The organism is Mariniblastus fucicola (assembly GCF_008087665.1).
Classification (GTDB): Bacteria; Planctomycetota; Planctomycetia; order Pirellulales; family Pirellulaceae; genus Mariniblastus; species Mariniblastus fucicola.
Window position 1 is genome coordinate 4,037,217 of sequence record NZ_CP042912.1, and the last position, 24,185, is coordinate 4,061,401.

The window sequence follows — 24,185 nt, forward strand, 5'->3', positions numbered from 1 at the left end:
CCTGGTCAAGCTTCGGCAATCGAAGCCTGAAACGATAACGCAATCCGAACGAGCCGAACAAACGGACTTCTTTCGTGACCGTAATCTTTTATCCAGGGCATTTTTTTGCTTTTGCCCCGTCATCTTCACCTAAGCGTGTATTTTTTCTGGTCGACACAAAGGAGGTGTTGATTGTAATCCTAAATCGGACTGGTTCCCCTACCAAAAAGGTCATCAACATCATGCCAAAAGCAAGCAAAGCTCCTTCAGCCAAATCCCCTAAGTCGGCTGCCAAGAAAACAACTACTGCCAAAGCCAAGAAGGCTCCTGCCAAAAAAGCAACGACGAAGAAAACGAAAGTGGCTGGCAAGTCGGCTGCCAAAACCAAGTCAAAAGTCGCCGCAAAATCCAAAGCCGCTCCCAAGGATACCGAGTCTCTTGAATTGTTGAACGAGACCGGTCGTCGCAAGGAAAACATCAAGCCACCGACCGAGCGTCGTAAGCGTCGCCGTCAGATCGATCCAACGACTTGCGAACGTGACTACAGCGATCCGGAAATCGAATTCATGCAAGCCATGGACGATTACAAGCGTCAGTCCGGCCGCATGTTCCCAACTTGCAGTGAGATCCTGGAAGTCCTGATGAAGATCGGATATCGCCAAGTCGCTGAAGCATCGGAAGTGATGTTCGATCCAAACGAAGACAAAAAGAACGCCGTCGAAGAAGAGTCACTGAACACTCGGTTTGACGACGAAGAAGAGGACGAAGACGACGAATAGTCTGCAAACGGCCAGCAACAACTGAAACATAAAACAGCCGCGGTTCACGCAGAGTCAAACTCTCGCCGAATCGCGGTTATTTTATTGAGGTATCACTCTCAAGTGCGGTCGTCCGACCAAGTCGATGTCAAGGGCTTGGCTTCGGCCGACGTGCGGTGAAAGTCTCTCAACTTGGCTCCACCGTTCATGACCGTTAGCCCGATTTGGCGATTCCTGGTGCTGCCATCAACTTCTGGTCGAATGACCATATTTGCTGTTAAATTCGGCAATTTTCGAGACCAAAAAGCGATTTCTCATCGCTGAATAAATAACGAAGTCGATAGGTAAAAGGCGGGGCAAAGGCTAGCGCGTTTACTACGTTCGACCTGCAAGGCGTTTGACTAACCATCGATTTGAAAACCTACCATGATTCGTGTGAAACGCTTCTCATCGAACTTTGATTATTCATCACTCGAACCGCGTCAGCTTCTCACGTCGGTTACCCTGACCGAAGGCAGTCTGAGAATTGTCGGAACCTCCGCAAACGATGCCGTGGAACTGACCAATGGTCCACAGAACTTCGACGTCGTTCGAGTCGACGTGAACGGCCAGCAATCAAAGCAGTTTCGCAGATCCGAAATAGACAGAATCGAGTTTTGGGGGCTCGATGGAAACGACAGGTTTCACGTTGTTCAGTCTTCGACCGATCCATTCGATCCGGTCTCTCTTGAGAAATTCGGGTTTTACGGCGGCGAAGGAGATGACGAATTTTTCTTCAGCGCCAACTTCTTGGTCGACGAACTGATCGGAATTGGAGGTCTCGGGAACGATAACCTGCAGGCCAGATCCGGTGGCTGGGGGTCTATTAATAGCTCGGTCACATTCTACGGAGGTGAAGGCAAAGATCACCTCCAAGGTGACAACGGAAACGATATTTTGTCGGGCCAGCAAGGAAATGACTTTCTCGCGGGAAAGTCGGGTGAAGATTTATTGTATGGCGGTTCTGGCAATGACCATTTGGAAGGCGGAGGCTCGAATGACGAACTCTACGGCGGCGAGGGAGACGACATTCTGAGCAACTCTTTTGAATCCAGCTTTTACTCCGGAGGAGGAAGCGACCGCCTGGTTGGAGGCGCCGGTAACGATTCAATCAATGGCGGTGACCTGCAAGATTTTATCTTTGGCGGTGAAGGCGACGACAGAATTTTTTCAGGCGATGGTGACGACTTGGTCTTCGCTGGTGCCGGAGATGATGAAGTGTTCGGCGAGGACGGAAACGATACGATTTACGGACAAGACGGAGACGACAAACTTGTCGGTAATGATGGAAACGATCGACAGTTCGGAGGGCGTGGCAACGATGAACTGCATGGTAAGTTTGGGAACGATACGCTCAGCGGTTTCACCGGCAACGACTTGATCTTCGGCGGCCTTGGCGCCGATGTCCTCGTCGGAGGATCCGGCAACGATATGCTCAATGGGTTCTCCGGTGGAGACACGCTTTTGGGTCAGGGAGGAGACGATCGGTTGGTTGCCGTCAGTGGATCAAATTATCTCAACGGAGGAGACGGCAACGATGTTTTGCACAGCGGCGATGGTTATGACCGAATGTTGGGCGGTCTTGGGGTCGATCGCTATATCGATTCGTTCGGTGATTTTGTGTTGTCCGACGCGGACGACATCGTGAAGCTCAGCGTCGACATGCCAGATTTCATTGGCCTTACGCTGGAAGAAGCAGGTGCGCTGGCGGAGTCGATTGATCGTCCTTGGCGAGTTTGCTTCATCGACGGCGAACCGCAAGTCAAGACACAAGACTATATCCCACGTCGACTTGGGTTTTCAATCGACAACGACGTTGTGACTACCGTCAGGACCGATTCTGGAATCTTCTATTCATAGCGTGATTGTGGATAAAGCGAAGAAGCCACTCGTCGCCTTTAGACGGCAACCGTCTCGCAAGAGCATCATCTCCGTCGCCGGTTTCAATCGCGGACGGGCGATCCAACGCGATGCTGCCGACTCCGCTCGCTCCAAAACGCTGCCGTTTCACGGTCAGCTTGCCTCGGAATAGCCGGTTGAGTACCATTGCAGCATGAAACCGCTCCGGTACATCTTGGTAGTCGTGGCTTGCCTTGCTTTGGCGATGCCGACGTACGCGTTTTCATCGTGTGCTTGCAGCGACAGCCCAACGGCAAGTTGCTCCTGCGCCAGTGCCTCGCAAAGTCCTTGCGGATGTTGCAACTCTGAAGCATCGAGATCGCCGTGTTGCGGTGATGTGGAGTCGGAAGACTGCTGCCCGAACTGCAATTGCTCGTTGGATGCGCCTACGGACGAAGCGGTTTTGCAAGACTTACGGCCCCAAGACAATGTTCTGGTCGCTCTTCTGCCAAGCTTCGAATTGGCACCTCGTTTACCCGTTCGATTGATCGCGGCGTGTCAACTTTGCAGACCGCCTCCGATCGAACACAACCGCAGACAGGCAACGCTCGGGGTCTGGCTGAAATAATTCTTCATGTGGATTGCTGTTTTCTTTTTCAACAACAATTTATGGAGAATTCCATGATTCAAAAAACGCTTCTAGGCCTCGCACTTTGCAGTGCGTTGATTGTTACCCCTTTCGCATTCGCTTCTTTCAACGCCCCAGCGCCGACCGCGGCTTGCGAGTGTTGCGGAGATGCTTGTGAGTGTGACGTTTGCGTCTGTGACGCGAACGGCTGTGCTTGCGACACAGGCGGTGACTGCTTTTGCACCATCGATTGTTGCGCCGTTTGCTGTGACGACTAAACGATCACGTAAGCGATAAACACGTTGGGTCGTTCAAGCGAAATGCTTGAGCGGCCTTTTTTTCTGCGCCGAGACAAGCCACATGTTGGCATGAGTTTCGGTTTAACGGCGAAGATCATCGACGAGAACTAAACGCAATTTTCTGCTCCCGATAATCGCGTGCCAAGGCATTCGGTCTTCAGTCGAGACGATTCCGTCGAGACGATTGACTCCTTGTTCACGATAAACCATCACCTATGATCGGCGACGCGAGTTAAATCCGCCGCTCTCCATGTTGACTGCAAATCGCTGGGACTCCCGTAATCTTCAACCGAAAGTATGCAATGACCTATCCACGTTCGTTCTCTCACATCGGAATCTCGGTAACTAATTTGGAACAGGCTGTTGAGTTCTACACCAAGACACTGGGGTGGTATGTGATCATGCCGCCAACGGAAATTGTGTCTGATGATTCTGCGATCGGAGTCATGTGTGACGACGTTTTCGGAGACGGTTGGGGCCGATTCAAGATCGCTCATTTGGCGACAGGAGACAAAATCGGCGTCGAGCTGTTTGAATTCGCCAATGCGGAAAAGCGAGAGAACAATTTCGAGTTCTGGAAGACCGGAGTGTTTCACTTTTGCGTTCAGGACCCGGACGTGGAAGGACTGGCGAAACGAATTGTGGAGAATGGCGGCAAACAACGAATGCCCGTCCGCGAATATTACCCCGGCGACAAGCCGTACAGAATGGTTTACTGCGAAGACCCGTTCGGCAACTTGATCGAAATCTATTCGCACAGCTATGAGCTGACGTATTCCGCAGGCGCATACGACAGCGACTCCAAATAGCGTAGTCGCGCACGCTGGAATTCGTGCTCTCGTATAGGCGAGCGATCGCGCGGGTCAGACCGGTTCTTGACGAGGCAAAGGAAGCTTGAACGCGAACCAGATTGCGATCAACAAAGCCAATGTCAGGCTAATGCCGTTGACCGTTGTGATCGCCTGCCAGAGCCAATCGGACTGTTCGAAAGCAAGGGCGTTTCGCGCCGCTCGCGTAGACACGTAATTTAGCATCGGAACCGCCAGCAAAACGGCTGTCGCGATTGCAACGTATCGCGGCACTGCAGGAATCAACCGCCTGGAATTCAACAACATCGCGAACAGGATTGCGGCAGCGATCAGGCAGTCGTAGGAGTGGTGGTAGATTGTCACCAGCAACGCAAGGACAACAATCAGCGCGGTCAATCCTCCAGCACCCGAATCGGTCTCTCGCGACGAAGCTTTCCAAATCGCCACGCACGGCACGATCAACAGCAGCAGCATCACGCCCAAATACTCCGCCGTTCCCGGCACGCGGTTCATGCCTTTGGCAACGATTCCAGCGACATCGATTCGCGTCCAGGTGTTGACTGGTGATTCAGTTGGATCGTCGTGGAACGCTTGCTGTCCGGCCTGAATCCCTTCGACGACAGACGGGAAATCCGAGAAGGAAGCAAGCCAGCCAAAGCATCCGATCGCGATCATTGAAGTCAACGCAACGCCGATCGCGACGGCTTTGAAGTCCCGCCTGGCGAGCATCAGAATCGTCAGCGGAATCGCATAAGTCGGCTTTACGGCGGCGAACAGAAACCCGACTCCTGCCAACCACGGATTCGACTTCGCGTAGTGCAATGCGACGACGACTCCGATCGCCAACTGAACGGTGAAATACCCTGTGAATAGTGTCACATGCCCTGGACGACTGAACACCAGAAATCCAAACACCCAAACCCACAGCACCCAATCGAATTTGATGCGGCTGATCGCGATGCACAATCGAGCCAACACACCAAACAGCATCCATGTGGAAACAAAGAACACGACGCTGGCGACTTTCAACGGCAAAAAAGTCAGCGGCACATAGGGCAAAAACGCGAACGGCGAAAACGGAGCAGCACTGCGGGGCACAATGTATTCCGGATGTTGCATGACGTCGGTCGAGTACGGATTGACGCCATCAGCGAAAGCTTTCGAATAGTTAAAGAGCGTGTAGAAATCGCTCATCCCGCGGCTTTCCCAATCGAACTCGCGGGACGGTTCTGCAAAGTTCCGAAACGTCCGCAGGCTGACGAACGAAGTCGCCAACAGCAAAAACAGCACGCCGCCAATCGCCCAAACACGACGCTCAAACCAGGGCAATTTGACTTCTGCGAGTTCCATCGTGTTGCTGTTAATTCAAAGGCAAAAAGGAACGGTGGGCTCCACCGCGTGCGGGATGAAGTTTTGAAAAACGACCGTTGGCGCGATCGCAGGCTCTAATCCGATGCCACCAGTTCGCTACCACAGCCACTCACGTGATCGCCCAACGCCCTAGTCGTCGTTTTCTTCGGACTCGGCACGGTACTGAGCCTCCAGCTCCAGAGCTTTTTCGACAACGACCTCCCATGAGTCAACATAGTCAATTGGATCGCGTCGATCGAACTTGTGAAACGCCAGAATTCGCTCCACATCCGAACCCGTCAAACCGTGAGACCGGCCGGATGCATCGGGCTGGTAGCTCGTGCACGTATTTCGAAAAATGGTGTCGAAGTCCAAGCCCAGTTTTTCGATCGAAACCGCGGCCTCCTGCAGAATCGTGTACTTGTCGCCGTTGATGTACGGAATGTGCAAATGGACTTTTTCGTTGTCCCAGTTTCCAATCGAAAAAGCATGAAAGATCGACTGGTAAAATTCTGGCCGGCAATCGGGGTAGATCGCATGGTCGCCAGAATGAACCCCAAGACAAAAATCGACATGCGTATCGTGCTGGATCGCTATCGAAAGAGCATACCCGTAAGCGATGGACGCAAAAATTGCGTTGCGGTTGGGAACGACCGTCTGTCGCATGTTCTCCTGTTCGTAGTGACCTTTGGGAACCTGCCAGTTTGAGTCCGTAAGCGCTGAGTGAAAAAGATCGCCGAGCTTGGGAATCTCGATCGTCTCACAGCTCATCTCGATATCGTTCTCGCGAAGGTACTCGATATTGTCGTACAGTCGCTTAAGTTCGATACGGTGTTTCTGCCCGTAGTCGAAACACAGACCGAAGACCTTGCGTCGCTCGGCCAGCATTCGAACCAGCAGTGAAGTTGAATCCATTCCGCCACTTAGACAGATGACGGCAGGGCGTGGTCGTTCCATGGTTGGTCTGATAGCAAAATTTGGCAAAAGTTGTGGCAGGCAGCCCACGATTCGTGCGCGGCTCGTTCCCAAAATCCTGGTCAGCCGTTAGGCTATTTCGGAGCCTAAGTGTATCCAGCATGTCCGGGAATTGTGAGCCCAATGGCACGAAATGACCAATTGATTCGCCAGCACAAAGTTCTGCAAATTCTCGAGCGGGTTCGGTTTGGCAAGACGATTCAGGAGCTTCACGATGACGTCGTCGAGGAACTTGGATTGCCGTCGCTGCACAATCGAACGCTCAAACGCGACCTGGAGGCTTTGCAAGCTGCCGGCTTTGACGTCGACCACCACGATTCGCCCCGCGGCAAAGTTTGGAAGCTGGGGCCACTGGCCAAAACGACGACTCATATCAGCTTTTCGTCAACCGAGTTGATCGCGTTGGCGCTTGGTCGCGAATTGATGCATCCGCTTTCGGGCACTCAATTTGGATCCGGCATCGAGTCTTTCTGGAACAAGGTCAAGGAAGAAGTTCCGGCCACGGTTTTAAGCCATTACGAAAAGTACCGGAAAACGTTTCGCGTCCAGGGCTTGCCGATCAAGTCGTACGAAAGCAAGCAGGGGATCATCAAAACGATCAATCGTGGGATTCTGGAACATCGACTGCTGGAAGTCGTTTACCAGAGCGAGGGCAAGCCGTCGAAGACCCGGAAAATCGAGCCTTACGAAGTGATCCTGTTTCGATCCAGCCTGTACACGATCGCGGCGGCTCACGAGGACGAAGACGAGAAAACTCGCGTGCGAGTCTGGAAGCTGGACCGGTTCGAGAAAGCCACGATTCTGGACGAGTGGTTCAAGCCACCGGAAGATCTGGACATGGACGAATTTTTCGGCAGCAGCCAAACCATTTTCCGATCCAGCGACGACGAGACTCCGTATAAAGTCAGGTTGACGTCGCGTGCTGCCGTTTGGGTGACGGAAGAACCGTGGCACCCCGAGCAAACGATTGAAAAGATTTCCGACGAGCACTCGGTGTTGACCGTTCCGGTTTCCAATCCGCGCGATGCGATTCCTCGAATCCTGCAATTGGGATCCGATGCGGAATTGCTTTCGCCAGAAGAAGCCCGCAAGGATCTGATCTCAATCGCAAACGAAATGCTTGAGCAGTACAAAGACTAACGCAGTACAAAGACTGCAAAACCAGAAACCACCACATGTTTCGCCTTTCAGTCATTCTGCTCGTCCTGATCCCACTCGCCGGATGCAACAGCGAAAAATCGATCCAACGTCAGCCAACAGCCGCCGACGTACACCGCGAGACGATCGAGCAAATCATTCAGTCGGAATCCACGATTCTGGATCTTGCTCCTTACGTGTCTAAAATCGCTGACTCGATGACCAAGTCCGGACAGGAATCGAAAGAATCGCTGCGGGAGATTTTCGCCGACACGACCAACTACCTTCGCATCAACGCAAGCTCGCCAACCGCCACCAGCGAATTTTTGGACGAGCTTTGGCAGCCCTTTCTCGCAGAACGCAAGTTCGCTGAATGCCAGTTCGGAACGCTCTCCGGCACATTCGCCGAATCCGGTCAACGCTTTGACATGAAGACCAAATTCGAAGGCAAGATTCGCGATGGCCAAGCCATCACGGGCGTCCAGGCGACTCAAACAATTACGTGGACTCGCATCAACAAACTCTGGACGATCACCGCCTGGACGCAGCATACTTTTGAAGTCAGTGAATCAGAACAACCGTTGTTTGCCGACGCGACGGACAGCTTCATTGCTGAGGCCGATACACGGTCAGCCGTAACCAGATCTTCGCACCAGCAACGCGTGCTCGATGCAGTCAACGCAAAAACCGTGATGGAACCTCTGGTCGACGGACTGCCTGGCTTCAACGACTGGGAATCCGCCTGGCAATTCCCTTCGGTCAGCATCGTCGACTACGACAACGACGGCTGGGACGATGTCTTCCTGACAGATCGCTGGGGCGGTGGCATGATGCTGCACAACGTCGAAGGAAAGCTGATCGACACGACCGCGGAATCAGGTTTGGATGTCGGCGCGGGTTCGAATTGCGTTGTCTTCGCGGACTTCGACAACGATGGAGATCCGGACGCGTTCGTGGGCCGCTCCCTCTCCGACAGCCAGTTTTTCATCAACGAAAACGGGACATTTCAGCTCGATTCGTTAACGACAGAAGGTTTGAGTTTCGTTCGACTGGTTACAGCCGGTTCGGTCGCGGATTTCAACGGAGACGGTTTGCTCGATTTGTATCTTTCGACTTACGTCTCGCCATCGGGCTTCGCGACAAAAGACTGGATCGGGAAAATGATTGCGGAATCGGATCGTGAGAAGATGGCAAACATCGGCAGCCAACATCCGTTCATCGATCGCGGCGGTCCAGCAAACATTCTGCTGATCAATGAAAATGGAAAGCTGAAACGTTGCGATGCATCGGAATCGATCAAGCAATGGCGGAACAGTTATCAGAGCGTGTGGCATGATTGGGACAACGACGGTGATCCCGATCTGTTTGTCAGCAACGATTTTGCACCAGACTCGTTTCTTCGCAACGACACGGTCAAGGGAAGCAACAAGCCCGTGTTCGTGGACGTTACCAGGGAGTTGATTGGCCCTGACATCATGGGTTACAGCATGGGCGCGTCGTGGGGAGACTTCGACAACGATGGCGATCTGGATTTGTACGTTTCAGAAATGTACTCCAAAGCGGGTAACCGGATTCTGGAGCAGTTCTCCGAAGCGGATCGTCGCTCGGTGGAATCGGCCAAGGGTAATTTCCTGTTCCGCAACGATGGCGGAAGGTTTACGCAAGTCGCGGGCTCAGCTGAATCGAACCAACACGTTGCAAAAGTTGGCTGGTCGTTCGGCGGACAGTTTGCGGACTTCAACAACGACTGCTGGTTGGACCTGTACGTTCCCAGCGGATTTTATTCGGCTCCGAAATCCGTGCGTTGCGACGCAGATTTGTGATCGTGCAATTGGCGCGCGGTCGCGCGACTGGACCCACAACAACCAATCGAGTTCCGGGAACACGCTGCTTGGAGTGAACTCGATGACACGCTTTCCATTTTTCAGATTGATCCGGACACCGACGCGGTGAAAGGATTCTCGTTCAGCGGCAATGAGCGCAATCGTCTATTCCTGAATCGGGCGGGAACTTTCGAGGACGCGACGTTGACTTCCGGAGTCGATTTCACCGAAGACGGCAGAGGGTTCGCGGTATGCGATTTGAACAACGACGGAATCCTGGAAATGGGAATCGTCTCAAACCAGAGCCCTCGATTTCGAATCGCTCAGTTCAACGATCAGAAATTGGGCGGAAATCAGGCGACCGGCGGCAGCGTTCGAATTCGGCTGATCGGCGGAAATCAGTCGGCGACTCCGAATATGAAGCTGAGCCCTCGTGACCCGGTGGGAGCCATCGTGATTGCGAAAACAGACAACCAGACGCGAATGTTTCAGCTTTCCCGCGGCGAGGGGTTTTCCTCCCAAAATTCGCACTTCGTTCACGTTGGTCTGGGAGACCGTTCTCAAATTGACCAGCTGGAAATTCGTTGGCCCAGCGGAAAGATTACGGTTGAAGAAGGGATTCTCGACGGATCAGAGATTGAAATTTCAGAACCGCGGAATTGAAGTCGCCACGTTTCGGAAGAAGCCAAAAAAGGTTAAAATCCTGATTCTGAAACGGACATGAGAACTTCATCTCCGTTGGTTGCCATTTACTCTTTAGCAGTGCCGCGAAGGAAAAAGTACACATGGGAGATGTCGCAAAACTCAGTTGCGAAGATCACGAACTTGAGCTTCCGATTGTTGTCGGGACCGAGGACGAAAAGGCCATCGATATCGGGGCACTGCGAAAGCAAACCGGCATGGTCACGATCGACGAAGGCTATGTTAACACCGGTGCTGTTCAGAGCAGCGTGACGTTTCTCAACGGCGAAGAAGGCGTCCTGCGGTATCGCGGTTACCCAATCGAAGACCTTGCGGCCAATTGCGATTTCGTCGAAGTCGCCTATTTGTTGATCTACGGCGAGCTTCCATCCGAGGAAGAACTGGTGAAGTTCCGCGGAAAGATTCGTCGGCACACAATGCTGCACGAGGACCTGAAGTCCTTTTACGACGGCTTTCCTCGTGATGCTCACCCGATGGCGATTCTTTCCAGCGTCGTGAGCGCGATGTCCACTTTCTATCAGGATTCACTGGATCCGCACGACCCGGAACAGGTCGAGGTCAGCATCCATCGGCTGTTGGCAAAGCTCCCGACGATCGCAGCGTTCTCGCACAAAAAATCGATGGGCCAGCCGTTTATCTATCCGAACAACAACGCGAGCTACTGCGAGAATTTCCTGCAGATGATGTTCTCCGTTCCATGCGAAGACTATGAAGTTGACAAGACGTTCGTCGAAGCGCTGAACATGCTGCTGATCGTTCACGCGGATCACGAGCAAAACTGCAGCACGTCGACCGTACGCATGGTCGGTTCGGCGGACTCGAACATTTTCGCCAGTATCTCTGCCGGCATTTGTGCTCTTTGGGGACCACTTCACGGTGGTGCCAACGAAGCGGTCGTCAACATGCTGACTCAAATCCAGAACGATGGTGGAGACGTCGACAAGTATGTCGACATGGCAAAAGACAAGGACAACGGCTTCCGCCTGATGGGATTCGGTCACCGCGTTTACAAGAACTTCGACCCGCGTGCGACGCTGATCAAAACGTCTTGCGATAAACTGTTGGAGAAGCTCGACATCGACGATCCGCTGTTTGAGATTGCTCAAAAGCTGGAGAAAGTCGCACTCGAGGACGAGTATTTCGTGAAACGGAAGCTGTACCCGAACGTGGACTTCTACTCTGGAGTCATCTATCGGGCGATGGGGATTCCTGTCGAAATGTTCACCGTTTTGTTTGCGATCGGTCGTCTGCCAGGATGGATTGCTCACTGGCGTGAGATGCAACTTTCGCCGACCAGTCGAATCTGTCGTCCGCGTCAGGTCTATCAGGGATCCACGAAACGTGAGTTCGTTCCTCTGGACAAGCGATAGCCGATAGCGGGGCAAGTCTGCGAGTGCCATGATCAACCAGCAGGAAAATCCGGTCGCCTGGGCGATGCTGATGTATGATCTGGACGATGCGAACGAGCATTTGTCGGAGTTGATTGATCAGATGTCAGAGGCCGGATGCGTTGATGTTGAGGACTATCGTGTTCAACTGGCACATGTATTTGCTCATCTGAACCGAGCCTGGAATGGGCGAGACGACGCTGAATTGGATCAGCCGTCCGATCTCACGAATTCAATGCGAAACCAGTTTCCGACGGATCTGGAGCCAATCGGATGATGGATTGTCTTTCGCGATGAAGACTCCCAAATCGGTCCACTCTGATTTCGCCAATGCGATTGAAACCGGCGATGTCGCCAAGGTAGAAACTCTGCTTTCGAGCCATCCAGAATTGGTGAACCATTGCGACTGGTCTCCGCCGCCGCTGCATTGTGCCGTGCTCTGGGATCAGCCGAAAGTGGCGGAAGCCCTTTTGAATCATGGTGCCGACATTGAGATGCTCGACCCGGATCGTCAGACGACGCCGCTGCGGTACGCGATCATGTATTGCAAACCAGCGCTGATCCCCGTCCTCATCTCCCACGGTGCCAATGCAGGCACTGTCAACGGAATGTCGGCGATGCAACTGGCTTGGCACGCGGCGACAGGAGCATACGAAGAGTTCGACGATCTGCCCCGACGGGATGCATATGCTGAAATCGTGGACGCTCTGAAGAACGTTGGATTGAACGACTGATTGAGTTGCGAATTGTGGACGATTCGCAGCAGTACCGATGATTGTCGCCTGAAAACTGATTCCGGCGGAAATACGAGCCCGAATCTGGCTGGCATTACAACCAACTCGCAAAATCAGTGACCCCGGAATCAGACGTTGTGGGTTCGACGACGTAGCAGACAACAGGCTCCGCAAGCGGCCAGCATCACGATCGAAGATGGCTCAGGAACCGCGACGACCTGACCGCGAATCGCAATGTCTCCGCCTTGTCCAGCCGAATGAATCGCAATGTAGATCTGCCCACTGATCAGATCGTCGACAAAGTTTGAGAACAATTTCGTTGTTCCGGGATTGTTCTGGTCGAACAGCATTCCGGTGTCTGGATCGATCGCGTCGTCATCATTGAAGACTCCATCAATCGATTCGTTGGTGAAATCGACGACCATTTCGGAATCGTCTTCACTTGGCATGCCGAAAACATTCAATACATGAGGCCCAGATGTTCCCGAAAAACCGTTGTGCAAATGAATCGCCGTAACGTCACTGAACAACGTCCGTTCAGCCGCGACGGGTTTCAGATCCAAGCCAAAAATCTGAATCGAGTAGCTCAGATTTTCCTGAGCTTCATCAAGAACAAATGTCGCCACCGCAGAACCGGGCTCTGAGGACGACCCAACTACCTGAGACGCATCGAGGTTGGCGACGAAAATATCGGCTTTGGCAACGCCAACCGAAGCACACCAAATCAAAGCCAAAACGGAAAACAGTCGGATGCAGCGACTCACCAAATTTCTGTTCATCTCAAACTCTCTTCAGCATTTACCTTGCGCTCGTGTCAACCAGTTTGCCTGCGTTTTTGCTACTTTCGAAACGCACGATCAGTGACGGAAGAACCCTTTCCACCCTGATTTGTCTGTTTGAACTTTGCAAATGCGAAGGGCAACGTGTTTCCATATCGAGTCCGGAATGGCAGTAAATCGAAAACGTTGACCATGCCTCCAGCATCGAAGTCCATAGAGAAATCATAGTCTGGGTCGGCTGATGTCATACCGTAGGTTTTGCGGAAGGCCAGCAAATCGAAAACGTCCAGAGTCCGGTTGCCGTCCGAGTCGCCAAAAAAACTGAAAAAGCCGTCTGCTTCCTCATCGCCAAAAACAAAATCTTCGCTCATCGGTATCCCCTCGCGAGTCACCAAAGACGCGGTCAAAGTGAGCTGATAGTTTCCGTCTTCCAAAGCGTTTTGCGAATTGCGTACGTGAGAGTCAAAAGTGACCGTAGCGACCGTTTCGCCGTTCGCAAAACTGTCGTTGACCGTTATCGACAACGGCTCAAACGTCTCCTCCGTCGCGGTGCTACGCTGGATCAAAGAGAAGGCCCCTGCTTCAATCGTCACATCGCCTTCAAAACGCAGCGAAATTGACTCGACAGCAGAACGCTGCTCTTCGCCGGCAAGATTTACATCGACTCCCATCACGGTCGGCGCTGGAACACGCTCCACGACAAACATTCCCCCTTGGCGATCGCTGATGATAATCACGTCGTCGTCGCCATAGTCAAAGAACGGATAGACGGACCACGCACCGTTGAAATTCACGTTGTCGTTCGCCATGAACGTGTCAAAGAAACCGTACTCGGTGAGCGATGTCGGATCGGCGCTGTCGATCTGAAGAATTCGCATGCCTGACGAATAGTTCGCCTGATAGATGAAGTCGCCTTTGACATACAGATTATGATCAATCGTCTTTTCGACGCCTTCATAGAAGCCTTCGTAGCTCGGATTGTCCAAGTCTTCCACGTTCCAGATGTGAGTCTTGGTGGGAATCGGGTCCCCGTCGTCATCGGTCCCAAAATCTCCATCCGGGCCGCGAGCGTGATTGTACTCATCCAGTTCATCGTTCAGATAAAAAAACCTGTGGTCCTCGGACAGCCAGCCTTGATGCGAGTAGCTCGATTCAGGATAAGGACTTCGAGCAACCAATGAAGTGTTGGATTTGTCAGTCACGTCAACGATCGACAACGTATCTTCGTTGCAGGCAAACACGATCTCTTTCCCGAGGTAAGTTGAGTCCGGACCGCTGTAGATGACCGCTTGAGCATCGTGCGTGTAGCCGTCGCCGGAAAATGAACCGACTTCGGTGATGTTGTTCGCGTCACTGAAATCCAGAATCGTCAGTCCGCCGCGGTGGTACCGGGAATTGTTCGCAGTGTTGGCTCCGACCACGTACCCGTATCCGGTGGCTTCGTTGATCACGACATTGTGCGACCACGCGAACCCTGAGTACACGCTGGTCGCCGTGAACGATTCCGGGGAGGCCGGGTCGACGGTTAGAAGCTGAGTCAGATCCAGAGTCTGGATGCCCTGATCGTTGCCGCTGCCATCGGCAACGATGAAAGCGTGATCGTTGTAAACTTTAACGTCACGCCAAGCCCGATTTTGTCCCGCTTCGGTGGTATCCAGCTTTCCCAGAAAAAGCGGATTCAGCGGATCGGTGACTTCGACGAAAGACGTCCCGTTCGTCAAACCGATGATCGCAAACTTTCGACTCGAAGCAGAATCGGTCCACCCCCAGCAATCGTTGGCGAGAACCGAACCGCCACCTCCGATCTCCTCCAGCGTCAAATTCGAAAGCAGATCAACTCGACTGGCCGCAAACGGACCGCCTCCGCCACTGCCCCCCGGCGCGGCGTTGCCAACTGATTTGGCGTCGTTGTCGTGAGCGAAAGTCGTGTTGGCCGGAGTCAGTACAAGACTCAAGACAAAAAGAAGGAACGTGGCACGCGCGAAACAGAATGACGACAGTTGCATGGGCTTCTCGTTAAGGTAGGCCATTCCGCAAGGAACGGAATGGAAACAGATGGCCAGAACGTCCAAAAGGAGACTGTCCTGCCATAATATCCACTATCTCGCGTTTTTCCATCCCAAACGCACGACGCCCTCGTCTAACATCCGCGACGACGGTCGTTTTCACCGAACATCGCACCAGATGTCGTACGGCTTTTTTAAATCAAAGCGAGTCCTTGATTTCAATCAAACTGCGCTTTGGAGCGCAGAATGTGGTGGTAGTGCTGTGCAAAGCGGTGGGCTTCGTCGCGGACGTATTGCAGCAGCCTGAGGCTAAAAGCGTGACGACTTAGCCGAATCGGTTCGGATTCGCCTGGCCGATAGATTTCTTCGTTCTTCTTGGCCAGCGAAAGCAAAATCGGCGGCTCGATCTCAAGAGCCTCAAACGCCGCGACAGCGCTGCTAAGCTGACCTTTGCCGCCGTCAATCAAAAGAATATCCGGGAACACATCGTTTTCATCCGACAGTCGTTTGAATCGCCGCGCGACGACTTCGTGAATGCTGCGGAAATCGTCCACGCCATCCACGCCCTTGATTTTGAATCGACGATAGCCAGGCTTGAAAGGCAGTCCGTCGATGAACTGCACCAAACTGGCAACCGTTTCGTTGCCGCCGAGATGAGCGATGTCGACGCCTTCGATCGAGCGCGGCGTTTCGGAAAGCTTGAGGACTTGCCGCAACCCCGTCAGCCCCTTCTTGGGATCGATATGAAAGACTTCTGGCTGAACATGCGTGTCAAGTTCACCGCGGCGGTCAAGCGACTCCAGCATTTCAATTTCGTCCCGAAGCCTGGCGGCTTTTTCAAACTGCAGTTCTTTCGACGCTTCCAGCATTTCGCTTTTCATCTCGCCCAGCAGTTTTTTCTTGTTGCCCATCAGGACTTGCTGCAATCGCCGAATGTCCTTGCGATAGTCCTCTTTGGAAATGCGCAAATTACACGGCGCGGTGCATTGCTTGATGCTGGCCAACAGGCACGGACGATACCATTTCCATCGCTGATCGTTTTCATCGATGTCCAGCGAACAGGTGCGAAATTTAAAGATACGTTGCAGCACCTGGACCGCCCCGCGAAGCGAACCAGCGCTGGCGAACGGACCGTAGAGCTTCACTCCGGAAGTCATGGGCTCGCGCGTGACTTCGATGCGAGGAAAGTCTTCGTGGGTCGTGATCTGCAGATACGGAAACGTCTTGTCGTCTTTGAGAATCTTGTTGTGCTGCGGTTGGATGTCCTTGATCAAACGTGACTCAACCAGCAACGCATCAACCTCGCTGTCGCACTCGATGAAATCTGCGTCGGCGATCAGCCTGACCCAATCCGCAGTTCGGGACTCTTCGCTGGCGGCTTTGAGAAAATAGCTACCGGCTCGCGATCGCAGATTCGTTGCCTTGCCGACGTAGATCACAACGCCAGCGGAATCCTTCATCAGGTAGACGCCAGGCGACTGAGGAAACGTGCGGACTTTTTCCGCAGTGGCTTCGAACGGATTGAGCGAACGAGTAACGTCGCCGGCGACGGTTTGCTCAGGAACAAAATCAGCCGTTTCGTACACACTTGGCGTTTCAGAAACAGAATCGGCGGTTGCCGAATCGACGTCACCTACAGTGCTGGCGGACTTCTTTGCGGACTTGCCGGCCGTTTTTTTGGCTAACTTTTTTGTCGACGCCTTTTTCGATTTCGATTTCTTTTTCGCCATGACGTCGTTTGAAAGTTTACCCGGGCTTGAGGTTGTCTTTTGATTTTTCGACCGAGCGAACGATCTCGTTCTTTTCGTTCACCAACACGATTTGCGCTGAATGGTTTTCGACTTCTTCTTCGTTAAACTGCCCGTAGCAGCAAATGATAACCATGTCGTCAACTTTGACGAGCCGCGCGGCGGCTCCGTTGATGCAGATCTTTCCCGATCCGGCGACGCCTGGAATCACGTAAGTCGTCAAGCGATTGCCGTTGGTCACATTGAGAATGTCAACGACTTCGAACGGAATCATTTTGGCTTCGTTCATCAGATCGGTGTCGATCGTAATGCTGCCTTCATAGTTGAGGTCAGCCTGGGTGACGTGAGCGCGGTGGATTTTCGAACGAAGCAGTCTACGGAGCATTTGTGGGGCCAGTGAAAGGTCAGGTGTAATAACTCATTGTGCCAGTTTCACCGAACAAGGCAAGCCGCGCCGCTGAGATTCAACTTTCAGCCGCCAAATATCAGCCCGCCGATAGCAACGCATCGATAGAACGGCATGGGGACGCTTTCGCCGCACAAGCGGAGCCTGCCAAAGCCCATTTCATGCCCGCAGGAGTTAAGCGGCTTTGGCGACCGAGCCAGCGGATTCACCCGATTGCGGCGGGACGGCGGAAAAGGATTTCGGCAGGAATCGACGCAACTGTGGCCACAGCAGCAAGCCGTTCTGTTTGACGTAGCGGGCTCTGAAATAAAACTTCTCAAAACACTTCCCGTGCATCTCGGCCACTTCCGCGGACGTCAGATTTTCGTACTTCATCACCGGTTGATAGACGCTGTACTTTGAGAAATCGTGATCTTCGATTTGGTCTTCGACTTCGTTGTAAAACTCGGTACCAGGGTAGGGCGTCACGATGTTGAAGTTTGCATACGTCGGATTGACCAGTCGAGCATAATTCAAAACATCCCAGATGGATTGCCGCGTGTCACCCGGGAAACCAACCATGAACCCGGCCACAGTGCGGATGCCGAGTTTCCGACAGAGCGCCACAAAATCCCGTTGCCGGTCGTCGTTGATCGCGACGCGAGAGTAACGCTTCAGCGTGGCTTCGTCGGGCGTTTCGATGCCGATCGTAATCGCAGTCAGACCAGCGTCCTTGAGTTCGCGAAGCGTTTCCTCTCGCATCAGGTCGACGCGAGTTTCGATCGAGAACTGAATTTTGCGAGGCAGCTTTCGAATCCCTTCCGCGAGCGTTAAAGCTTTCTTTCGGTTCAAACCGAATAACGGATCACGAAACTTGAAGGACTCGAAACCGTAGCGTTCCATCCCGAAACGCATTTCTTCAACGACGGCCTCCGGATCGCGAAAGCGAGTTTTGCTTTCGATCATAATATATGGGCAGTAGTTGCACTTGAATGTGCATCCACGGCTTTGCTGGATGTAGGCCGTGGGGAATCGCCAGAAGTCATAGTTAATTCGAAATCGTTTGTACTGGAACTGCGACCAGTCCGGGTTGGGCAGCGTGTTGAGATCGCTGACGCTGCCGATGTCGATAATCGAATCGGTGGATTGCATCACGTCGTCCCAGCGAGTCAGCAGTTGCTCGGGTTCGCCTTTAAGGATCGTTACATTCTGCTCCAACAGCGATTCCGCGAGCGATTCGGCAAGCGCGAACGCGACCTGGCCGACGACGAAGATCCTGGCCAACGGATTGCGCGAACGCACGCTTTTGATGGTTTCGAGTTCGATGTCCAACGTGACCAGCGCCGGATTGAAGATGTAGACGTCAGCCGTTGGTGGCTGCGGTTGATCCAGTGAGTAGATCGGCGTGTGGCCCAACTGCTTGATCACGGCAATCAGGTACGCAAAATTCAGCGGAGTGGGGCGATAATCTCGCAAGTACATTTGCCGAATGATTTTTCCCCGGATTCCGCCTGTGCCAGGATGCATCCCGACGCCCATGCCTCCAGCGAAGTCTTTTTGCGCGTTGTTGCGACGTGTATCCCAAAGGACGACGTTCATAGTGATTCCGTGTAACTTGTAGGTGCGACTGAGTCTGGATTGAGGTCTTAAACCGATCGCTCGACGGTCGGTGTAGCTGTATTTGCGAAGACGTTGGTTCCCGGCACGCCAGTCGCCGTGGGCAAATCTGCCGTCTCGGGTTTGGCTTTGGAATTCCTAAAACGGGAAAGCTTTGGATCCGGAACGACCGATGCTGTTCGGACTGGCCAGGACTCTGATTCGACGTTGCGGCCGAGCACCATCGTGCGACCGCCGGACTGAATTCGATAGTGAATGTTGCTCCAGGAGATCCGCTTTCCGACCGATGACTCGATCAGCGCGACCAGTGCGAACAATCCAGTAACCGGCCAGGCAAACAGGTCGAATCGGCGTGCTTGCCGTTGCTTTCTCCAACCTGGAATCAGACGTCGGGCCATATTTTGGCGAATCGCTGCCCGCGCAGTCGCCAACAAATAGATTCCGATGAACGAAAACATCAACGTAGTCGGCAACCACCCTCGGTCTCCGGAACTCATGACGGCGATCCACGCGACGACGCTGCCCCAGAACGCGAACTGAGTCACAAGGCTGTTGAGCGTTGCGACGGTCCAGTGCCGCGGTGCGTAGAGCCGCGTGATTTTGAGCTGTCGAACGATAAATTCCATCAGCGACGACCAGCCAAAGTTAACTGTCGTTTCGCAGAGACATTGTGGCTCGAATTGAATCTTCAGAAGCTTGCCGGCGAAAGTCGAATTGCGAATCGTACGGCTGGCCACGAAATCGTCACTCAACACTTGCGCCCACGCCTCACGCATCCCAGTCTGCTCAAACACTTTCCGGTGAATCGCCCATGAACCGCCCCACACAAGGTTGTGACTGCCTTTTCCCAGACACGCGGCAACGGAATTGTTTAACGTAACGCCGATCAGCGTCGGCAAATTGTTTTTGCCCGGCACCATCCAGCGATAACCCGTGCGAGCACCCACTTGTTCGCGTCCGACTCCGATCGTCAACCAACGCAACCAGGATGGCTTGACCAACGCGTCCATGTCGGCGAAAGCAAGTACGTCGACTTCGACCTGTAGCTTGGCAATCGCAGCCAAAAGATTGTGGACTTTCTGACCGCAATGGGTTGCGCGACCAGCGACGACGATCGAAGACTCAACGAAGCGGTTCTCTTTTTGAAGCTCACGAATGAGCGGCACGACCGGATCGGTCGCGGCTTCAACCGCAAACGAGATTCGGAAATGGGGATGGTCCTGAAAGAAGAACGCTTCGAGTTTACGCCGCGTATCGTCTGCGACGCCTTTGCACGGCACGATCAGGTTGACTTTTGCGGTCTGTTGTTCGAAAGGCGTGCCGCGTTGCTGGTGCCGTTTCCAGAATCGATGATTTTCAACAGTCAACGCCAACAGCAGCGCACCTGAAACCAGGGCTGCAACGATACATATAGCTAATGCAAGAAAAAACGTGACCACTGGACTTCCTTGTCAGACGGGACGCAATCAGTACTTGTTCGACTTTTCAGTTGGCGAAGTTTAGCGATTAGGCAGAGATTCCCGAATGCTGTTCTTTCTGGTTGGCGACGCTGTCATTGGCCGTGGCGATCGAAAATCGCCAGCACTTAATCTCGAACCCGATTCAGTTCCAGCTCGTTTCGCGCGGACGGTCGAGTCAACATCAGTTTCACCGGTGAATTGAAAATCAACCCCAGAATTTACAGCGGCATATCTTTTACAAATCGATCGAAGAATCAATTTGGAGTTCGTTTCAACCTTGGCACCCGAAACCCGTTTTGATACTTTTTGAACTTCGCGGAGGGCGATGCCAAACGATCTGAAAAAGTTCAAAGGTTGAGCCTTCTTGCTGCCGAAAAGGATTGAGTTAGGCAAGAGATTCGGATTAGGTTGAAGCCTCTGCCCTGGGCAGTAAAAGGATTAAATCCACACCGCCGACCACGTAAGAATGAGACAAAGGATGTCGCCGATGGGCATGGAAGCTGAGTTTGACATGAACGTGCATATTCGCTGGATGATTCGGCGAGACATGCCGGAGGTACTCTCGATCGAACAATCGAGTTTTGAGTTCCCCTGGTCTGAGGAAGACTTCATTCGTTGCCTTCGTCAGCGAAACTGTATCGGCATGGTGGCCGAATATGACGAACGAGTCGTTGGATTTATGATTTACGAACTGCATAAAGACCAGCTTCACGTACTGAACTTTTCTGTCCGCCCGGACGTTCGCCGACGCCACATCGGCGAACAGATGGTGAACAAGCTGGTCAGCAAACTTTCTCAGCAGCGTCGCAACAAGATTTTGCTTGAGATCCGTGAGACGAATCTGGCGGCTCAGTTGTTCTTCAGAAACCTGGGCTTCAAGGCCACGTCGGTTCTGAGAGATTACTACGACGATACTGTCGAAGACGCTTACGTGATGCAGTTCCGCTTCATGAGCGAAGCCGAGAAACAGTTCGAGCCTGTAAACCGCATCGCCAGACGACTTGCTGGCTGAGCCTGCCGACGACTGAGTTCGTTTCAAATCCGAACGCATTGCAAACACACCAAGCCGCGCCGACCAGGATTCCTGAGGCGCGGTTTTTTTGTGCGCAGCGTCAAACTGAGGCTCTTTCGATCGTGATCAGACCAAATTCATTCACATCGATTCGGCAAAGTTTTGCAGCAGAGAGCGAAAACTTTCCAGGATCACCGCAGCGTTGGCGAACAAGGCAGCGGCAACAAATTGTCGACGCATGGCGTCAACATGTCGGCTTCGCGGACATAAGGGCAGTGACAAACCTGGCTATTCAGGCTGTCCGGTTATTCAGATAACCGCCGACTGTCCGAAGACGAAACCAGTGGGTACCGAGAGTCTGGAGAGTAGAGCTACTTTCGGAGTTCGTGCCGCAACAGCAAGACGCCAACCAGGGCACAGGCGACGTTCCCCAGCCACACCGACCACGCTGGCAACGTTCCCATCTTGGCTCCATTGAGCCCGAACATGAATAGCGGATAATACAGCAAAAGAATCGGCACGAAACAGGCGCCGAACGTCGTGGCGTAGTTTCCAGTTCTCAGACGCAAGGCTACCGGCACGCCAATAATGGCAAACGCGAGGCAACTAAAACCATTCGCCCAACGCCGATGCGGCACGACTTTCAGCCGCGCCAGACGATAGCGGGCGTCGTCCAGTTTCCTGTTTAGCGCGGCCCAGCCTTCGTGCGACAGGCCAACAATATCGCCGGTCATCCATTGAGCCGTCGCTTCCAAAGTCAGTTGCGATTCGAGTGATTCGAGCTTGCGTTGTTGGGCGACAACCGCGCCGGTGATCTGACTGAGATACAGATGGGATGGACTGGAATCCTTGGCCAAATCGTCGGGCGAACGCAACGGAATGTCGATGCTGGAATGCTCTCCATCGACCAGCCTAAAATTGCTGTCGCTGTCGATCGATCCATGATCCATGCGAAACTGCAAACTGTGTGTGTCTGGATCATAAGTCAGACTCCCGGACGCCGCGGCCACACGGATGTTGGCACCCGAGTTGACGGTGACGATTGGCTGAATCAGTGTCCGCCCGTCGACCTGACCGACTTCGATTGAAAACTGATCGTTTTTAAAGCTACCTTCCTGCTGCAACACGCTGTAAACGATCCGATCGGTACTTTGCAGGACGACGCGTTCAATCCCAAAATGGCTCCACGCATAAGCAACGTCGTTCAGCCAAACGGCTCCCAAACTTAGGCCGAACGCCATCAGCAGCGCCGGCATAACCACCATGGATTTGGACAGCCCGAGTGACTCAAGCGCAGTGACTTCGTTGTCGGCTGCCATGCGTCCGAAAACGACACAGACACTGAACAGCGACGTGGCAGGGATCGCGAACATCAAAGCTTCGGGGACAAGAAACGGGATCAGCTGCATCACGATGTCCGGGCCAATGCCGTACTCGCGAGCCTTTTGAGCCAAACCCACCAACAGCATCAACAGGACGAACGCCGACGATGATACGATGAAAACTTTGAGCAGTTCCCATACGACGTATCGAGTTATCAGCTTTGGAATCAAGTTGGTTCTCGTTTGGTGCCCGGTGCGCCTGTTTGGCGACAACCTGGTGGATTGGTGTTCCGTAGTCTCGCGACCCGTTTTGCGAACGTCGACTAAGCTGATTTCGCCAGCAATTTGCCACCGACGTGAACGTCAAGCTGTGGAAATGGAATTCCAATTCCAGCGATGTCCATTTCTTTTTTCGCGTTGGCCACGAGTTGCTCTCGAACTGCCCAGTAGTCCGAAGTTTTGCACCAAGCACGCAGTTGCCAGTCGACCGAAGAGGCACCCAAACCAATCAGGTAGACGTATCCGCAAGGCTCAGCGACGCAGTCAGATTTCTCGATGGCTCGTTCGAGCGCGGCTCGGGTCCGATCAAGGTCTGCCGAGTAGGCTGCACCGACGTTAACGTCAACGCGGCGCAGTTCGTTTCGCGTATAGTTCTCCAGCTTGCTGCCGAAGATCTCGCTGTTGGGAATAATGATGTGGCGATTGTCGAGCGTATTGATTCGAGTTGTGAACAAATCGATCTCTTCAACCGTTCCCTGAGTATCTGCAACGACGATGAAGTCATCGACTTTGAAAGGACGGAACATCAGCAGCATGATGCCGGATGCGAAATTCCCCAACGTGCCTTGCAAGGCCATACCGATGGCGAAACCGAGAGCAGCCAGCACGGCGGCGAAGCTGGTTACATCCACCTTGAAATAGCCCAACACGCCGATGGCAACGACGACCATCAACAGGTTCCGCACGGCTTTGGTCAGAAACTTGCCGAGTGTAAGGTCGACTTTCTTTGAAACCATGCCACCGACATAGCGCCCGATCGAAGACGCAACGGTCCAGGTCAGAACCAGTGCCGCCAACAGGATAATGGCTGGGATCAGTTTGGTCTGAACGAGGATATCGATCGATGGACGATCGCCGCCGATGGCTCCTCGCACGAGCTCAACAATCGAAGCCGTATGTTCAGAGGCTCCTTGAGAAAGCTGTTTGGCCATTTCTGCATCCCACGCCATTGCGACGCCTGGAAGCAGAAGCACAGCGAAGAACGCTGCTAGCAGCACATAGCCAGTTGTTGAATTTGATTTTCTCATGCGTCCGTACATTGCCGAGTCCTTGGTCTGAATTAGTCGGGCGAGTTTAGAAAATTGAAAGTTAAGCTCAAGGTCAGTTGTGCTAGCGA

21 protein-coding genes are annotated in these 24,185 nt (G+C 53.2%); 10 read left to right on the forward strand and 11 right to left on the reverse strand.

From position 1 onward, the window contains the following. Nucleotides 1–221 precede the first annotated feature (221 nt). Both MFFC18_RS14780 and MFFC18_RS14785 read left to right on the forward strand, forming a co-directional pair. Nucleotides 222–758, forward strand: coding sequence for a hypothetical protein (locus MFFC18_RS14780; RefSeq protein WP_148618893.1), 537 nt, complete (start codon nucleotides 222–224; stop codon nucleotides 756–758). A gap of 405 nt (nucleotides 759–1,163) precedes the next feature. Then, nucleotides 1,164–2,636 carry a calcium-binding protein gene (locus MFFC18_RS14785; protein ID WP_075083341.1) on the forward strand — a complete coding sequence of 491 codons (1,473 nt, stop codon included), beginning with the start codon at nucleotides 1,164–1,166 and terminating at the stop codon, nucleotides 2,634–2,636. A 153-nt stretch (nucleotides 2,637–2,789) separates the two neighbouring features. Here MFFC18_RS14785 and MFFC18_RS14790 read toward each other — a convergent pair whose 3' ends face one another. Beyond that, a complete protein-coding gene (locus MFFC18_RS14790; protein WP_075083342.1) occupies nucleotides 2,790–3,104 on the reverse strand; it encodes a hypothetical protein in 315 nt (104 codons plus the stop codon). A 740-nt stretch (nucleotides 3,105–3,844) separates the two neighbouring features. Between MFFC18_RS14790 and MFFC18_RS14795 the strand changes: the two genes are divergently transcribed. Then, nucleotides 3,845–4,351, forward strand: a complete 507-nt coding sequence (locus tag MFFC18_RS14795; protein WP_075083343.1) for a lactoylglutathione lyase family protein — start codon at nucleotides 3,845–3,847, stop codon at nucleotides 4,349–4,351. Between the two features lie 54 nt (nucleotides 4,352–4,405). Here the strand turns inward: MFFC18_RS14795 and MFFC18_RS14800 are convergent, their stop codons facing one another. Next, on the reverse strand, nucleotides 4,406–5,701 hold the full coding sequence (locus tag MFFC18_RS14800) for a glycosyltransferase family 87 protein (protein WP_075083344.1): 1,296 nt from the start codon (nucleotides 5,699–5,701) through the stop codon (nucleotides 4,406–4,408). A 150-nt stretch (nucleotides 5,702–5,851) separates the two neighbouring features. Further along, entirely contained in the window at nucleotides 5,852–6,658 is an 807-nt protein-coding gene (locus MFFC18_RS14805; RefSeq protein WP_075083345.1) for a 7-cyano-7-deazaguanine synthase, read from the reverse strand. 141 nt (nucleotides 6,659–6,799) lie between these two features. On the opposite strand from MFFC18_RS14805, the gene MFFC18_RS14810 reads away from it, so the two are divergent. From MFFC18_RS14810 to MFFC18_RS14835, 6 genes are all read left to right on the forward strand, one after another. Continuing rightward, nucleotides 6,800–7,816, forward strand: a complete 1,017-nt coding sequence (locus MFFC18_RS14810; RefSeq protein ID WP_075083346.1) for a helix-turn-helix transcriptional regulator — start codon at nucleotides 6,800–6,802, stop codon at nucleotides 7,814–7,816. A gap of 35 nt (nucleotides 7,817–7,851) precedes the next feature. Continuing rightward, nucleotides 7,852–9,636 (forward strand): FG-GAP repeat domain-containing protein, encoded by a 1,785-nt coding sequence (locus MFFC18_RS14815; RefSeq protein ID WP_075083347.1) that lies wholly within the window; start codon nucleotides 7,852–7,854, stop codon nucleotides 9,634–9,636. Nucleotides 9,637–9,762: 126 nt separating this feature from the next. Further along, nucleotides 9,763–10,299, forward strand: coding sequence for a CRTAC1 family protein (locus tag MFFC18_RS14820; RefSeq protein ID WP_075083348.1), 537 nt, complete (start codon nucleotides 9,763–9,765; stop codon nucleotides 10,297–10,299). A gap of 122 nt (nucleotides 10,300–10,421) precedes the next feature. Further along, nucleotides 10,422–11,708 (forward strand): citrate synthase, encoded by a 1,287-nt coding sequence (locus MFFC18_RS14825; protein WP_075083349.1) that lies wholly within the window; start codon nucleotides 10,422–10,424, stop codon nucleotides 11,706–11,708. A gap of 28 nt (nucleotides 11,709–11,736) precedes the next feature. After that, nucleotides 11,737–12,003 (forward strand): hypothetical protein, encoded by a 267-nt coding sequence (locus tag MFFC18_RS14830; protein WP_075083350.1) that lies wholly within the window; start codon nucleotides 11,737–11,739, stop codon nucleotides 12,001–12,003. Between the two features lie 16 nt (nucleotides 12,004–12,019). Continuing rightward, a complete protein-coding gene (locus MFFC18_RS14835; RefSeq protein WP_075083351.1) occupies nucleotides 12,020–12,460 on the forward strand; it encodes an ankyrin repeat domain-containing protein in 441 nt (146 codons plus the stop codon). Between the two features lie 128 nt (nucleotides 12,461–12,588). Here the strand turns inward: MFFC18_RS14835 and MFFC18_RS14840 are convergent, their stop codons facing one another. The 6 genes from MFFC18_RS14840 to MFFC18_RS14865 form a co-directional block, all read right to left on the reverse strand. Then, complete coding sequence (locus MFFC18_RS14840; protein ID WP_075083352.1) at nucleotides 12,589–13,239, reverse strand: CHRD domain-containing protein; 651 nt, start codon at nucleotides 13,237–13,239, stop codon at nucleotides 12,589–12,591. Nucleotides 13,240–13,298: 59 nt separating this feature from the next. Beyond that, entirely contained in the window at nucleotides 13,299–15,245 is a 1,947-nt protein-coding gene (locus tag MFFC18_RS14845; RefSeq protein WP_157665080.1) for a choice-of-anchor B family protein, read from the reverse strand. A gap of 218 nt (nucleotides 15,246–15,463) precedes the next feature. Continuing rightward, nucleotides 15,464–16,975 carry an excinuclease ABC subunit UvrC gene (locus MFFC18_RS14850; RefSeq protein ID WP_084416949.1) on the reverse strand — a complete coding sequence of 504 codons (1,512 nt, stop codon included), beginning with the start codon at nucleotides 16,973–16,975 and terminating at the stop codon, nucleotides 15,464–15,466. A 16-nt stretch (nucleotides 16,976–16,991) separates the two neighbouring features. Next, nucleotides 16,992–17,378 carry an aspartate 1-decarboxylase gene (gene panD, locus MFFC18_RS14855; RefSeq protein WP_075083354.1) on the reverse strand — a complete coding sequence of 129 codons (387 nt, stop codon included), beginning with the start codon at nucleotides 17,376–17,378 and terminating at the stop codon, nucleotides 16,992–16,994. A 195-nt stretch (nucleotides 17,379–17,573) separates the two neighbouring features. After that, nucleotides 17,574–18,977 carry a B12-binding domain-containing radical SAM protein gene (locus MFFC18_RS14860; RefSeq protein WP_075083355.1) on the reverse strand — a complete coding sequence of 468 codons (1,404 nt, stop codon included), beginning with the start codon at nucleotides 18,975–18,977 and terminating at the stop codon, nucleotides 17,574–17,576. Nucleotides 18,978–19,024: 47 nt separating this feature from the next. Next, nucleotides 19,025–20,434 (reverse strand): glycosyltransferase, encoded by a 1,410-nt coding sequence (locus tag MFFC18_RS14865; RefSeq protein WP_084416950.1) that lies wholly within the window; start codon nucleotides 20,432–20,434, stop codon nucleotides 19,025–19,027. A gap of 532 nt (nucleotides 20,435–20,966) precedes the next feature. On the opposite strand from MFFC18_RS14865, the gene rimI reads away from it, so the two are divergent. Beyond that, on the forward strand, nucleotides 20,967–21,467 hold the full coding sequence (gene rimI / locus MFFC18_RS14870; RefSeq protein ID WP_238381204.1) for a ribosomal protein S18-alanine N-acetyltransferase: 501 nt from the start codon (nucleotides 20,967–20,969) through the stop codon (nucleotides 21,465–21,467). Nucleotides 21,468–21,838: 371 nt separating this feature from the next. Here rimI and MFFC18_RS14875 read toward each other — a convergent pair whose 3' ends face one another. Beyond that, nucleotides 21,839–23,020, reverse strand: coding sequence for an LptF/LptG family permease (locus tag MFFC18_RS14875; protein WP_157665081.1), 1,182 nt, complete (start codon nucleotides 23,018–23,020; stop codon nucleotides 21,839–21,841). Between the two features lie 92 nt (nucleotides 23,021–23,112). After that, the gene (locus tag MFFC18_RS14880) at nucleotides 23,113–24,108 is read right to left on the reverse strand and encodes a mechanosensitive ion channel family protein (RefSeq protein WP_084416952.1); all 996 of its coding nucleotides are present in this window, start codon (nucleotides 24,106–24,108) and stop codon (nucleotides 23,113–23,115) included. Nucleotides 24,109–24,185 lie beyond the last annotated feature (77 nt).